The organism is Actinomadura atramentaria DSM 43919, assembly GCF_000381885.1.
Lineage (GTDB): Bacteria > Actinomycetota > Actinomycetes > Streptosporangiales > Streptosporangiaceae > Spirillospora > Spirillospora atramentaria.
In genome coordinates, this window is the sequence record NZ_KB907218.1 from 189,411 (window position 1) to 203,413 (window position 14,003).

Consider the following 14,003-nt stretch of genomic DNA (forward strand, 5'->3'; position numbering starts at 1 on the left):
TTCGGTCCGGGGCACCACCACGCGGACCACGCCTTACGTGAGCCCCCACGGTATCGGCCCCGGGGACGGCCCGCGCGCGCCCCCGCGCGAAGATCAGGTCGCCGGTCGGACGGGTATCCCGGCGCGGCTACCATCGAGCCGTGGTGCGGGAAAACGGCGGCCGTCGTCCCCGAACCGTCCGCACGGCGGGCGGTCCCCGGGCGGACGTGGCGTGAGAGCGGCGAAGCGCACGGCTGCGCTGCTCCTGCTGCTGCCCGCGCTCCTCGGGTCGGCGCCCGCCCTCGCGGCCCCGCCCGCCGCCGCCCCCGCGCGCGACCGCGCGCAGGTCCAGATCGCCCTCAGCTACCTGTCGCCGCGCGCGGAGCCGACCGGGAAGCGGTCCGTCGTGCAGGTGCGCGGCCGGATCACCAACCGCACCGGCCACGCCGTCCCGGGCCTGTCGGTGCGGCTCCGCTACAACGGCAGCCCGGTCGGGAGCCGCGGGCAGCTCGACCAGCTCGCGGAGGCGCAGCCCGCCTCGCTCGTCGGGACGGGGACGCCGTCGGCGCTGCCGCAGGCGGCCGCGTCGGGCGGCGCACAGGACTTCACGCTCAAGCTGGACACGCGCGCAGTCGGGATGAAGTCGTTCGGGGTGTACCCGGTCGGGGTCGAGGCGGTGAACGCGCAGGGGCAGGCGCTCGGCGGCGTCGTCTCGTTCGTGACGTTCGTGACGAAGAACGCGTCGGACTTCAAGCCCGTCAACATCGGCTGGGTCTGGCCGCTCGCGGACCGGATGCACCGCGCCGACGACCGCACGTTCCTGGACGACCGGCTCGCGGGCGAGCTGGCGGCGGGCGGGCGGCTGCGCGGCCTGGTCGACGCCGCCGAGCAGACCTCCACGCCCGTCACCTGGGCGATCGACCCGGCGCTGCTGGACGACGCCGCCTACATGCGCGACCACGAGTACACGGTCGGCACGAGCAGGCGGCAGGAGAAGCCGAAGAGCAAGGCCGCCAAGGACTGGCTCGCCGCGCTCCAGAAGGCGTCCGCCGGGGACCAGTACTTCGCGCTCCCCTACGCCGACCCGGACGCGGTCGCGCTCGTCCGCTACCGGATGAACAAGGACCTCTCGTCCGCCTACGACGAGAGCGCCGTCGCCGCGCAGGTCCTCGGCCGCCAGCCCACCGCGCGGTACGCGTGGCCGCCCGCCGGGATGGCCGGGCCCGCGACCCTCGACCAACTCGCCAAGCTCGGCAAGGTCGGCGGCCCGGACTCCAGCGCGGCGGACGGGTCGTTCCTGCTCAGCGACGCGATGTTCCAGGACCCGCAGGGCGGGACGCCGCGCGCGACGACGACCGTCCAGACCGGCGCGGGCGCCAAGCGCGTGGTCGCCTACGACGAGAAGCTCAGCCAGATCGTCAGCGCCGACGTCAGCGAGCCCGGCGCGGCCGTCCTCGCCCAGCAGCGGTTCCTCGCGGAGACCGCGATGATCACCGCGGAGGCGCCGAACGCGTCGCGGACGCTCGTCGTCGCCCCGAGCCGCCACTGGGACCCGACGCCGTCGTTCGCCAAGAACCTGCTGACCTACACCGCGGCGGCCCCCTGGCTGAAGAAGCAGCCGCTCGACAAGATCGCCAAGGTCGCCCCGCAGGAGCGCGCGTCCACCGGCTACCCCGACGAGTTCGAGCGCTACGAGCTCGGCCCCGCCTACCTCGCGCAGGTCCGGTCCATCGAGCGGCGCGCGGCGGCGTTCGCGACGATCATGGAGCCGCCGATCAACGTGGACTACCGGCGCGCCGTGCTGCGCGCCGAGTCCGCCGCGTGGCGGGGCCGGTCGGGCCGCGCCAAGCAGGCCCGCGACGCCCTCGCGACCGAACTCGACCGCGGCATCCGCAAGGTCCGCGTCCTCAACAAGAAGGTGTCGCTGGCGGGCCGCTCCGGCCAGGTGCTCGTGACGGTCGTCAACGAGCTGCCCGACCAGAAGATCCGCGTCGTGCTCGACATCTCGTCCAAGAACAGCGCGAAACTCCAGATCGGCCGGATCGACGACCGCGACCGCGTCATCGAGCTGGACGCGGGGCAGAAGACCACCAAGCGGATACCCGTGCAGGCCGCCGGGAACGGCAACTTCCAGATCCACGTGCAGCTCCTGTCCGCGGACGGACGTAAATTCGACGACGGACAGGACATCACCGTGCGGCCCACCGGATACGGCCGCGCCGCCCTGGTGATCACCGGCGGCGGCCTCGCCGTGCTCGTCGCGGGCGTCGGGGCACGGGCGGCGCGCGCGCGGCGGCGACGGAAGGCGGAGGCAGCCGGTGACCACTCAGCCGGAGGACCGGAACCACGGGTCGACGGGACGCCCGAGGACCCCACCGGGTACGCCGTACCCCCCGGAGTACCTCCCGGCGCCCTCCCCGGCACCGGCCCCAGCGCCGGCCCGGCCCGGCCCGCCGAGTCCGACGCCGCCGCCCGCGACGTCCCCCCGGCCGGACTCCCCGGCCGCGGAAACGGCGATTGACCTGCCACTCCCCGACCTGAGCGGCACGGCGGCCCCGCCGCCCCCGCCCGAGGCCGCCGAGGTGCCCGCCGCCGAGCGCGGCGGCGGCGCGGGCGGCATCCTGCGGTCCGGCGCGATCATGGCGGTGGGGACGCTCGCGTCCCGCGTCACCGGGTTCCTGCGGACGGCGATGCTCGTCGCGGCGCTCGGCACGGGCGCGCTCGCGGACGCCTACAACACCGCCAACACGGTCCCGTTCATCGTCTACGACCTGCTGCTCGGCGGCGTGCTGACGGCCGTCGTCGTGCCGCTGATCGTCCGGGCGCGCGAGCGCGATCCGGAGCACGGCGCGCGCTACGAGCAGCGGCTGTTCACCCTCGCGGTGCTCGGCCTCGCGCTGATCACGGCCGTCGCGGTCGCGCTCGGCCCGGTGTTCATCACCATCTACGGCGGCTCCATGCACGGCGACCAGCGGAGCCTGGCCGTGCTGTTCGCGCGCCTGTTCGCGGTGCAGATCTTCTTCCTCGGCGTCAGCGCGTTCTCCGGCGCGATCCTCAACACGCGCAAGCGGTTCGGCGCGCCGATGTGGGCGCCGGTGCTGAACAACATCGTGATCTGCTGCACGGCGGGCGCGTTCCTGCTCGTCGCGTCCGGCGGCGTCGACCCCGGCTCGATCGGCGGCTCACAGGTCGCGCTGCTGACCGGCGGCACCATCGGCGGCATGGCGCTGCAGACGCTCGCGCTGTGGCCGTCCCTGCGCGGCAGCGGGTTCCGCTGGCGGCCCCGCCTCGACTTCCGCAAGGGCGAACTGGGCGAGATGGGCCGGATGGCGGCCTGGACGCTGTCCTACGTCGTCATCACCCAGATCGGGTTCGCCATCACGACGCGGCTGGCGAACTCGGCGGGCGTCAAGGGCCGCGCTGAGGGGCTGGGCGACGTCGGGTACACCCCGTACTTCAACGCCTACCAGCTCTTCCAGCTCCCGTACGCGATCATCGGCGTCTCGGTGATCACGGCGCTGCTGCCCCGGATGAGCGAGCACGCCGCGTCCGGGCGGCTGGCGGACGTCCGCGACGACTTCTCGTCCGGCCTGCGGCTCTGCGCGGTGGTCATCTTCCCGGCGGCGGCGCTGATGGCGGTGCTCGGCCCGGAGATCGCGACGGTCCTGTTCGCGCACGGCCGGACGAGCGTCGCGAACGCCGAGGTCATCGCCGAGGTCCTGCGGATGTTCGCGGTCGCGCTCGTGCCGTTCGCCGCATACCAGCTCACGCTGCGCGTCTTCTACGCGCTGCAGGACACCCGCACGCCCGCGCTGATCAGCGTCTCCGTCGTCGCGACGAACATCGTCTGCGCACTGCTGGCCTCGGCGCTGCTGCCCACGAACAAGATCATCGTCGGGATCGCGGGCGGGTTCGCGCTCGCGCAGACGGTCGGCGCGCTGGTCGGCTGGGCCGTCCTGCGCGGCCGGCTCGGCGGGATGGACGGCCGCCGCGTCGTCACCACCGGCCTCAAGCTCGTCGTCGCGCTGTGGCCGCTGCTCGGCTTCGCGTACGCCGTCCACGCGCTCGTGCGGACGGGCGTCGGCGCGGGCCTGGTGCCCGGGATCGTCGCCCTCGCGGTCGGCAGCGCGGGGGGTGGCGTCCTCTATCTCCTGTTTGCGAAACTCCTACGGGTCGGCGAGGTGCAGACGATGATCGGTACGATCACGGCCCGGCTCCCCGGCGGAAGGTGACCGTCAAGAGCGGGGCGGCGCCCGGGACGCGCGCGGATAAGTCGGCCTCCCCGGTGCGCAGCCACTACCATGAGGGAGACTACGGCTTGCGGGGCGACACCCTGGGGAACGCAAAGAGGAGGGTCGGAGGCGTAAGCTGCCACGCCACGAACATGGGATCTGACCACCTGCGCAGGACGTTGCCGTGAGCACGTCAGTGATCGAGCCCGGAACCCGGCTCGCCGGACGCTACCGGCTTGAGGAGCGCATCGCCGAGGGCGGTTCCACCCTGTGGCGGGCCATCGACGAGATCCTCGCGCGCGCCGTCGCCGTGCGCACCTTCGACCCCGAGTTCCCGCGCGTCGCCGAGGTCGTCCTGGCCGCCCGCGCCGCCAGCCGCCTCACCGACCCCCGCCTCACCCAGGTCTTCGACGCCGACGACAGCGGCGAGAACGCCTACGTCGTCAGCGAGTGGGTCGCCGGGGAGACGCTGGAGCAGATGCTCGCCAAGGCCCCGCTGGAGCCGGGCCGCGCCGCGACGCTGCTGCACGAGGCCGCCGAGGCCGTCGCCGCCGCGCACGCCGCCGGGCTCGCCCACCTGTGCCTGTCCCCGCGCGACCTCGTGTGGACGACCGGCGGCACCGTCAAGATCCTCGGCGTCGCCACCGACGCCGTCCTCGGCGACCGCTACAGCGACGACCCCGCCGCCGAGGACGCCCGCGGCCTCGGCGCGATGCTCTACGCCGCGCTCACCGCCCACTGGCCGGGCGACCCGGAACGCTCCGCGCTCCCGGCCGCGCCCGCCGCCGACGGCGTCGCCGAACCGCCCCGCCAGGTCCAGGCGGGCATCTCCTACGCGATCGACGCGATCGTCTGCCGCTGCCTCGGCCCCGAGGAGCCCGGCCGCCCGCCGATCACCACGCCCGGCGAGCTGGCCACGGCCCTGCGCGGCGTGCCCCGCACCCCGCTGCCGCTGTTCGCGGGGCTCGGGTCCGCGCCGCCCGCGCGGCCGTCCCGGCCCGCCGCGCCGGTGAACGGCTCGTCCACCACGCGGCCGGAACCGGCCGCCTCCCGGCCCGGCGCGCGGCGTCCCGTCCGGCCGCCGAGCGCGCCCGCGCCCGCCGGTCCCGGCACGACGCCGCCCACGCCGCCGCCGACCACCGCCGTCCCCCGGCCCCCCGCTCGGCGGCCCGGGAACCGGGCGCTGATCGGCATCGCCGCCGCCGCGCTCACGGTGATCGTCGGACTCGGCGCCTGGGCGCTGACCGGCGACGACGGCAAGGACAAGGACCCGCGCGCGGGCGCGTCGCACTCCGCGTCCCCGACGCAGAAGGCCCCCGAGCCCAAGGAACTCGCCGTCTCCGGCGCGACCGCCTACCAGGACCCCGAGGGCGAGCACCCCGACAGCCAGATCCGCAAGAACCCCGGCGCGGTCGTCGACGGGAAGCCCGGCACGATCTGGGAGACCCAGGAGTACGCCGGAACCGACTTCGGCAGGCTGGTCAACGGGCTGGGCGTCCGCCTCGACATGGGCGGACCCGTCTCGGTGACCAAGGTGCGGATCGCCGGGCTGGAGGGCGGCGGCACCCTCGCCGTCCGCGTCGGCGACGGCGACACCGTGAAATCCGCCGCCCAGCGCGGCGAGACGGTGATCGAGGCGCGCGGCAGCGGCAGCAGCGTCCTGGTGTGGTTCACGAAGCTCCCGCCGAGCTGCAAGGGACGGATCGGGGAGATCACCGTCTACGGGACGAAGTAGACGGCGCTCTTTCGCAACTGTGCCGGGGGGCCGGTCAGTCGGTATCGTTCGCCTGAGCAGAATGTCCCCTCCCCTCAGGAATCTGTGGTGTGTACCCCAGCAGCGCGCCCTCGTCCGGTCCGATCTGGTCGGCTCCAGGGTGAGAGCGGGCGTCGTTCATGGGCACGGTGAGCGCCGCGGCGCTGAACGACGTCCCCGACAAGGAACTCCTGGCCCTGCACGCCCGCGGTGAGGAACACGCGTTCGCCGAACTCGTGCGCCGCCACCGCGACCGGATGTGGGCGGTCGCGATCCGCACCCTCGGCGACCCGGAGGAGGCCGCCGACGCGCTCCAGGACGCCTGCCTGTCGGCGTTCCGCGCCGCCGGGCGGTTCCGCGGCGACGCCGCCGTCACCACCTGGCTGCACCGCATCGTGGTGAACGCCTGCCTCGACCGCATCCGCCGCCGGTCCGTGCGGCCCGCCACGCCGATGGGCGACGACGAGGTCTTCGACGCCGTCGCCCCCAGACTCCCCGACCCCACCGACGCGCACGGCGTCTCGCTGGACGTCCACGCCGCCCTGGAGACGCTGCCGTTCGAGCAGCGCGCCGCGCTCGTCCTGGTCGACATGCTCGGCTACACCGTGGACGACGCCGCCCGCGTGATGGACGTCCCGCCCGGCACGATCAAGAGCCGCTGCGCCCGCGGCCGTGCCCGGCTCGCCCCGCTTCTCCGCCACCACAGGAACCGACGCGAGTCCAGAAACGTCTGAGGTGTGGAAGGAGGTGGCGTGCCCTCATGAACCCCGCGCATCTCGACTACGACACTCTGGCCGACCTGGCCGAAGGACTTCTGGACGACGAACGGGCCGCCTCCGTCGACGAGCACCTGGCCGTTTGCGCCGAGTGCCGGGACCGATCCGCCGACCTCGCGGACGTGCCCCGGCTCCTGGCGGACGCTCCCGTCCCGGCGATGCCCGACGATCTGGCCGCCCGGATCGACGCGGCGCTCGCCGCCGAGTCCCGCGCCCGGCGACCGGGCACGGGCGACGGAGCCGATCCGCCCGGCGCGACGGTGGTGGACCTCGATCGGCGGCGGCGCGGACGGCATCCCTGGCGGATCATGTCGGCCGCCGCCGCCGCGATCGTGGTGCTCGGCGGCGGCGGGCTCGTCGGCCGCGCGATGAGCGGCGGCTCGGGCGACGGCGGCCATCTGGCCGCGTCGGTGCCGCCCCGGCCCGTCAGCGACCCCGACCACGTCGGGGCCGCGGCCGCGCCGGGCTGGCGCGTCGTCCGCAGCGGCACCGCCTACCGGTCCGCGACGCTGCCCGCGCAGGTCGCGGCGCAGCTCGGCCGGACGCCCGCGGGAGCCGCCGCGCCGGACGGCCGCACCGCCGACTGCGTGACGGGCGTCGCGCACGGCCGCGCGCCCGCGCTCGTGGACGTCGCCACCTACGACGGCCGCCCCGCGACCGTCATCGCCCTGGCCGGGCGTTCGGGCGAGCCCGCCGACATCTGGGTCGTCGCACCCGACTGCTCGGCGCGGAATCCGCACGTCCTCACGCACACCGGCTGATCCCGGGCGGCCGCGCGTCGCGGCCGCCCGGTCACCCCAGTTCGGCCAGGAACGCCAGCGCCACCGGCCACATCCGCTCGGCCGACTCCTCGTCGTAGTCCGGCAGGCCCGGGTCGGTGAACAGGTGCCCGGCGCCCGGGTACCGGAACACCTCGACGTCCGCCCCGGCCCGCCGCATCCGCAGATACCAGGCGTTCTGCCAGTCCACCGGCTCGTAGCTGTCGGGGTCGGCGACGTGCAGTTGCACGGGCATCTCCGTGCGCGCGTCGTCCGCGATGTCGGACGTGCCGTGCATCAGCAGCAGCCCGCGCGCCTTCTCGTCGGCCAGCGCGACGTTCTGCGCCAGCGCCGCGCCCAGCGAGAAACCCGCGTACACCAGGCCGTCCCCGACGTGCGGCGCGGCGGCGGCCACGGCGCGCCGCAGCAGCTCCTCGTTGCCGATCTCCTCGCGGATCGCCTGCCCCTCCTCGGCGTCGTCCACGACGCGCCCGCCGTACAGGTCGGGGACGTGGACGGTGTGCCCGGCCGCCCGCATCCGGTCGGCGGCCGCGTGGACGGCGGGCCGCAGCCCGCGGTTCGAGTGGAACAAGATGATCGACGCCATTTCGCCAGGGTAGAGCCTGGCCGGCACGTGGCGGATCGGGCCCGGGAATCAGCGGGGCCTAGTATCGGTTGACGCGACTGCGCACCGCGCCGACCCGCGCGGCGGCGAAGATCAGAGAGGCTGGAACAGTGAGCGACGTCCGGAACGTCATCATCATCGGCTCGGGGCCCGCCGGGTACACGGCGGCGATCTACGCCGCGCGGGGCGACCTGAAGCCGCTGCTGTTCGAGGGCTCGGTCACCGCCGGCGGCGCCCTGATGAACACCACGGACGTCGAGAACTACCCCGGCTTCCCCGAGGGGATCATGGGCCCGGACCTGATGGACGGGCTGCGCAAGCAGGCCGAGCGGTTCGGCGCCGAGCTGATCACCGACGACGTCACCGAGGTCGACCTGACCGCCGACCCCAAGATCGTCCGGGTGGGCGACGACGAGTACCGCGCGCACGCGGTCATCGTCGCCACCGGCTCCGGCTACCGCGAGCTGGGCCTGGAGAACGAGAAGCGGCTGTCGGGCCGCGGCGTCTCCTGGTGCGCCACCTGCGACGGGTTCTTCTTCCGCGACCAGGACATCGCCGTCGTCGGCGGCGGCGACACCGCGATGGAGGAGGCGACCTTCCTCACCAAGTTCGCCCGCACCGTCACCGTGGTCCACCGCCGCGACGAGCTGCGCGCCAGCAAGATCATGCAGGACCGCGCCCGCGCCAACGACAAGATCCGCTTCGTGTGGAACTCCGAGGTGGCCGACGTCCTCGGCGACGACCGCGTCAGCGGGCTGCTGCTGCGCGACCGCAACACCGGCGAGGAGACGCGGCTCGACGTCACCGGCCTGTTCATCGCGATCGGCCACGACCCGCGCAGCGAGCTGTTCACCGGCCAGCTCGACACCGACGCCGACGGCTACCTGACCGTCGAGTCCCCCACCACCCGCACCAAGATCCCCGGCGTGTTCGCCTGCGGCGACGTCGTGGACCACATCTACCGGCAGGCGATCACCGCCGCCGGCAGCGGCTGCTCGGCCGCGATCGACGCCGAGCGCTGGCTCGCCGACCGCGGCGCCGCCGACCTCCACCCCCAGCAGGACCCCGCGGAACTGTCCGTCAAGGGCTGACGTCCGGGCGGCGCCGCCGCGCCGACCGGCAGTGAACGACGAAGGAGAGACGCCATGAAGGCCGTGACCGACGCCGACTTCGACACCGAGGTACTGAAGAGCGACAAGCCGGTGCTGGTCGACTTCTGGGCCGAGTGGTGCGGCCCGTGCCGGATGATCGCCCCCGTCCTGGAGGACATCTCCAAGGAGCACGGCGAGAAGCTGGAGATCGTCAAGCTGAACACCGACGAGAACCCGGGGACCGCCGGCAAGTACGGGATCATGCAGATCCCGAACCTGCTGGTCTTCCAGAACGGCGAGGTCGTCAAGCAGATCCTCGGCGCGAAGCCGAAGGGCGCGCTGCTGCGCGAGCTGGCCGACTTCCTCTGATCCACCGCGAAGGCCCCCGTCCGGAGCACCGGGCGGGGGCCTTCGCGCGCTCAGCGGGCGTCAGGCGGGCCGCAGGGCCGCGTCCGGGGTCATGGCGCCCAGCAGGCGCTCCAGGGCGACCTCGACGTCCTCACGCCACGACAGCGCCGACTTCAGCTCCAGCCGCAGCCGCGGGAACCGGTGGTGCGGCCGGACGGTCTTGAACCCCACCGACAGCAGGTAGTCCGCGGGCACCATGCAGCCGCCCGCCGCGCCCTTGGCGTCGCCGAACGCCTCGACGGCCTTGACGCCGCGCCGCGTCAGGTCCTTGGCGACGCCCTGCACGAGCATCCGGCCGAGGCCGCCGCCGGTGAACTCGGGCGTGATGTGGGCCGTCATGAGCAGGACGGCGTCGGCGCTGACCGGGCTCGTCGGGAACGCCGTCGAGCGCGGGACGTACAGCGGCGGCGCGTAGAGCACGAACCCCGCCGGAACGTCGTCCACGTAGACGATCTTCCCGCAGGACCCCCACTCCAGCAGCGTCGAGGAGACCCACGCCTCCTTCTCCAGCGCCGGGCCGCCGAGCTTGACCGCCCGGTCGTGGGCGACGGCGTCGAGTTCCCAGTACACGCACGCGCGGCAGCGGTGCGGAAGATCGTCGAGGTTGTCGAGCGTGACGTTCACGAGACGACGCGACACCGGAAGGGACACCCCCTGTGCTCGCTCCGCCGACCGTGCGAGGGGTGGGCGGCGGGGCGGGAGACTGGACCGGTCGACCGGGCGGCCGCGCGAGGCGAACGCGCCCGATTCGCCGAAACCCCCGCCGACTGGCCGGGTTCCTCGGGCATCGTATCCGACGAGGGGCGGGCGCTCCCGTGGATCCACGGACCCGCCGTTCCAGCCCACGACGGACATGTCGTAGGTTTCAATAACATTCCGATTCACCCCTCGGAGGTGCCTCGTGGAACAGCACGCGCGAACAGATGCCTACTCCGACCGCTACGCCGCCCGCGCCGCCGGCATGGTGCCGTCGGAGATCCGCGCACTGTTCGCGATGGTCGCCCGCCCCGAGGTCGTCTCCCTCGCCGGCGGCGCGCCGTACGTGTCCGCGCTCCCCCTCGACGTCGTCGGCGGCATGATCGGCGACCTCGTCGCCACACGCGGCGCGGAGGCGCTCCAGTACGGGTCCGCGCAGGGCGACGCCGGGCTCCGCGAGCGGATCTGCGACGTCATGGCGCTGGAGGGCGTCCAGGCGTCCGCCGACGACGTCGTCGTCACCGTCGGCGCGCAGCAGGCCCTCGACCTCGTCACCAAGGTCTTCGTCGACCCCGGCGACGTCGTCCTCGCCGAGGCCCCCTCCTACGTCGGCGCGCTCGGCACGTTCGCCGCCTACCAGGCCGACGTCGTCCACGTCCCGCTCGACGAGGGCGGCCTCATCCCCGCCGCGCTCCGCGAGACCCTCGACCGCCTCGCCCGCGAGGGCCGCCGGGTCAAGTTCCTCTACACGGTGCCGACCTTCCAGAACCCGGCGGGCGTCACGCTGACCGCCGCGCGGCGCGCCCAGATCCTGGAGATCTGCGCCGCGCACGACGTGCTCGTCATCGAGGACAACCCCTACGGGCTCCTCGGGTTCGACGGCGAGCCCATGCGGGCGCTGCGCGCGGACGACGCCGAGCGCGTCATCTACCTCGGCACGTTCTCCAAGACGATCGCGTCCGGGCTGCGCGTCGGCTGGGCGCTCGCGCCGCACGCCGTCCGCGCCAAGCTCGTCCTGGCCGCCGAGTCCGCCGTGCTCTGCCACCCGGCCCTGTCGCAGGTCGCCGTCCGCGAGTACCTGACGACCCAGCCGTGGCGCGAGCAGATCAAGGACTTCCGCGAGCTGTACCGCGCCCGCCGCGACGCCATGCTGGACGCGCTCGACTCCCTGATGCCCGAAGGCTGCACGTGGACGCGGCCCGGCGGCGGCTTCTTCGTCTGGGTCACCCTCCCCGAGGGCCTGGACGCCAAGGCGATGGCCCCGCGCGCCATCGCCGAACGCGTCGCCTACGTGCCCGGCACCGGCTTCTACGCGGACGGCGGCGGGCGGCGCAACATGCGGCTCTCCTACTGCTTCGCCGAGCCCGACCGCATCCGCGAGGGCGTACGCCGCCTCGCCGGCGTGATCGAAAACGAGATCCGGATGCGGGACACTTTCGGGGCGGCCCGGCCGGACGGCGTGTCCGGCGGGGTCCACACCCCGGGGCCGGGCATCGTCTGATCAGCACGTTCACTTCTGCAGGGGCCGGCTCTCCTCCGGGGGAGCCGGCCCCTCGTCGCGTTAGGAGCAGGACTGTGGAACTCGGGCACGTCGTCGTCCTCGCGGGGGGTCTGTCGTACGAGCGGGAGGTCTCGCTGCGCTCGGGACGGCGCGTCGCCGACGCGCTGCGGGCCCTCGACGTCCCGGTCGAGCTGCGCGACGCGGACGCCGCCCTGCTCGACGCCCTCGGCCGCGACCGGCCGGACGTCGTCTTCCCGGTCCTGCACGGCGCGGCCGGGGAGGACGGGTCGATCCGGGGCGTGCTCGAACTCCTCGACCTCCCCTACGTCGGGGCGCGGCCGGACGCCTGCCGCGTCGCGTGGGACAAGCCCACCGCCAAGTCCGTCGTCCGGCGGGCCGGGGTCGCCACGCCGCGCTCGGTGGCGCTGCCGAAGGAGATCTTCCACGACCTCGGCGCGGCGTCCGTCCTGGACCGCATCGTGGACCGGCTCGGCCTGCCGCTGTTCGTGAAGCCGACGCGCGGCGGGTCGGCGCTCGGCGCGTCCGTGGTGCGCTCGGCGGCGGAGCTGCCCGCCGCGATGGTCGGCTGCTTCGCCTACGGGGACGCCGCGCTGGTCGAGCAGTACGTCTCCGGCACCGAGGTCGCGGTCAGCGTGATCGAGCGGGACGGGGAGCCCGTCGCGCTGCCCGCCGTGGAGATCGTCGCCCCGCACGGCCTCTACGACTACACCGCCCGCTACGACGCGGGCGACACGGCCTTCATCACCCCCGCCCGCCTCGCCCCCGAGGCGGCGGCAGCCGCCACCGCCGCCGCCGTGACGGCCCACCGCGCGCTGGGCCTCCGCGACCTCTCCCGCACCGACCTCATCGTGGACGACTCGGGCGAGGTCCACTTCCTCGAAGTCAACGTGGCGCCCGGCATGACCGAGACGAGCCTCCTCCCCCGCGCGGTCGCCCACGCGGGCCTGGACCTCGGGACGGTCTGCCGGGACCTGCTCCTGACCCACCTCACCTGACCACGCCACCCTGGTTTCCCGTGAAACATGCCTGCGCGGAGCGGTCGTCGGGGTGCCGGGCACACGCGGGGTCATCAGCCGATGCCGAGCGTCGCGCGTTTCCCGTGAAACCTCGCGTGGCAAGCGCACCTCGGGTGCAGCCGGTCCGGCCGGTGGTCTGACGCCGGACATGTGTTGACCGACGGGGGAAGGCAGCGCGCCGTGGTGCGCTCGCTGGTCGCGCTCCTGTGACCGCTCAGCGCTGGTTTCCCGTGAAACATGGAGCGAGGGCAGCGCGCTACAAGGGACTCAGGTGCGGTACAGAGGCGTTCGAGGACTTGATGGGAGCGACGGTTTCGCGTGAAACCTCGCGTCCGAGGCGCGGCTACCAGTGGGCGGGAGCCGGGAGGTGCGCCGGTAGGCGTGTCGTCGCGTCCCCGCGGGCGGACGCCACCTGCTGGGCGGTGAGGAACAGCGCGTCCGTCAGATCCGCGCCGCGGATGTCGGCGTCGCGGAGGTCCGCGCCGATGAGGTCGGCGCGGCGCAGGTCCGCCTCGCGGAGGTCCGCGGCGATGAGCAGGACGCCGCGCAGGTTCGCGCCGCGCAGCCGAGCGCGGCGGAGCTTCGCGCCCACCAGGTCCGCTCCCCTGCGGGTGCGCTGCGAGGCGGCGAAGGGAGCGCGGGCCAGTTCGCTCGTCCGGAGCAGCAGGGCGTTGACCGAGTCGCGCACCGCGTTGACGTCCGTGTCCGCCAGCGTCTCGGGCGCGGCACCGGCCAGCCGTTCGACGTCGCGCGCGGCCGCCTCCAGGTCCGCGTGGAGCGCCGCCGCCTCCGGCACCGCCAGGGCGTCCGCGATGTACCAGAGCAGTTCGTGCAGCGCCCGCATCACCGGGAAGACCGCCACCATCGAGCCCGCGATCTCCGGCGCGGCCCGCCAGTCGCGCCCGCCGAACGTCTCCTGCGTCACCCGCTGCCCCGCGCCGAAGCAGTCGAACACCGTGCAGCCCCGGTAGCCCGTGTCGCGCAGCCGCGCGTGGATGCCGCACCGGAAGTCCGCCCGCAGATGCCCGCACGGGTCGCCCGCCTTCTTGTCCGCGGCGAAGTCGGCGGACGCGGCGAACGGCAGCGCGACGCAGCACAGCCCGGAGCAGCGGGCGCAGTCGGCCCGCAGCCCCGCCCGGCCGGTCAT

General features: G+C 74.2%; 12 protein-coding genes. 9 read left to right on the forward strand and 3 right to left on the reverse strand.

Annotated elements, in window-relative coordinates:
- Nucleotides 1–211: 211 nt before the first annotated feature.
- From G339_RS35175 to G339_RS37085, 5 genes are all read left to right on the forward strand, one after another.
- Nucleotides 212–2,500: a DUF6049 family protein gene (locus G339_RS35175; protein ID WP_019633661.1), complete on the forward strand. Its 2,289-nt coding sequence runs from the start codon at nt 212–214 to the stop codon at nt 2,498–2,500.
- 61 nt (nt 2,501–2,561) lie between these two features.
- Nucleotides 2,562–4,211, forward strand: a complete 1,650-nt coding sequence (gene murJ, locus G339_RS0124290) for a murein biosynthesis integral membrane protein MurJ (RefSeq protein ID WP_019633662.1) — start codon at nt 2,562–2,564, stop codon at nt 4,209–4,211.
- A gap of 184 nt (nt 4,212–4,395) precedes the next feature.
- Nucleotides 4,396–5,946, forward strand: a complete 1,551-nt coding sequence (locus tag G339_RS0124295) for a protein kinase family protein (RefSeq protein WP_026341739.1) — start codon at nt 4,396–4,398, stop codon at nt 5,944–5,946.
- Between the two features lie 158 nt (nt 5,947–6,104).
- Nucleotides 6,105–6,698 carry an RNA polymerase sigma factor SigM gene (gene sigM, locus G339_RS0124300; protein ID WP_019633664.1) on the forward strand — a complete coding sequence of 198 codons (594 nt, stop codon included), beginning with the start codon at nt 6,105–6,107 and terminating at the stop codon, nt 6,696–6,698.
- A 26-nt stretch (nt 6,699–6,724) separates the two neighbouring features.
- On the forward strand, nt 6,725–7,501 hold the full coding sequence (locus G339_RS37085) for an anti-sigma factor family protein (RefSeq protein ID WP_019633665.1): 777 nt from the start codon (nt 6,725–6,727) through the stop codon (nt 7,499–7,501).
- Nucleotides 7,502–7,532: 31 nt separating this feature from the next.
- On the opposite strand, the gene G339_RS0124310 is transcribed toward G339_RS37085, so the two are convergent.
- Entirely contained in the window at nt 7,533–8,105 is a 573-nt protein-coding gene (locus G339_RS0124310) for a dienelactone hydrolase family protein (protein ID WP_019633666.1), read from the reverse strand.
- Nucleotides 8,106–8,233: 128 nt separating this feature from the next.
- Between G339_RS0124310 and trxB the strand changes: the two genes are divergently transcribed.
- Nucleotides 8,234–9,214, forward strand: a complete 981-nt coding sequence (gene trxB, locus G339_RS0124315) for a thioredoxin-disulfide reductase (RefSeq protein WP_019633667.1) — start codon at nt 8,234–8,236, stop codon at nt 9,212–9,214.
- Nucleotides 9,215–9,268: 54 nt separating this feature from the next.
- On the forward strand, nt 9,269–9,583 hold the full coding sequence (trxA, locus tag G339_RS0124320) for a thioredoxin (RefSeq protein ID WP_019633668.1): 315 nt from the start codon (nt 9,269–9,271) through the stop codon (nt 9,581–9,583).
- A gap of 60 nt (nt 9,584–9,643) precedes the next feature.
- On the opposite strand, the gene G339_RS0124325 is transcribed toward trxA, so the two are convergent.
- Nucleotides 9,644–10,246, reverse strand: a complete 603-nt coding sequence (locus G339_RS0124325) for an N-acetyltransferase GCN5 (protein ID WP_019633669.1) — start codon at nt 10,244–10,246, stop codon at nt 9,644–9,646.
- Between the two features lie 337 nt (nt 10,247–10,583).
- Here G339_RS0124325 and G339_RS0124330 point away from each other — a divergent pair, with 337 nt between their 5' ends.
- Together G339_RS0124330 and G339_RS0124335 are read left to right on the forward strand one after the other, a co-directional pair.
- A complete protein-coding gene (locus G339_RS0124330) occupies nt 10,584–11,819 on the forward strand; it encodes an aminotransferase-like domain-containing protein (RefSeq protein WP_157407990.1) in 1,236 nt (411 codons plus the stop codon).
- Between the two features lie 74 nt (nt 11,820–11,893).
- Complete coding sequence (locus G339_RS0124335; protein WP_019633671.1) at nt 11,894–12,835, forward strand: D-alanine--D-alanine ligase family protein; 942 nt, start codon at nt 11,894–11,896, stop codon at nt 12,833–12,835.
- A 364-nt stretch (nt 12,836–13,199) separates the two neighbouring features.
- Here the strand turns inward: G339_RS0124335 and G339_RS0124340 are convergent, their stop codons facing one another.
- On the reverse strand, nt 13,200–14,003 hold the full coding sequence (locus G339_RS0124340) for a pentapeptide repeat-containing protein (protein ID WP_019633672.1): 804 nt from the start codon (nt 14,001–14,003) through the stop codon (nt 13,200–13,202).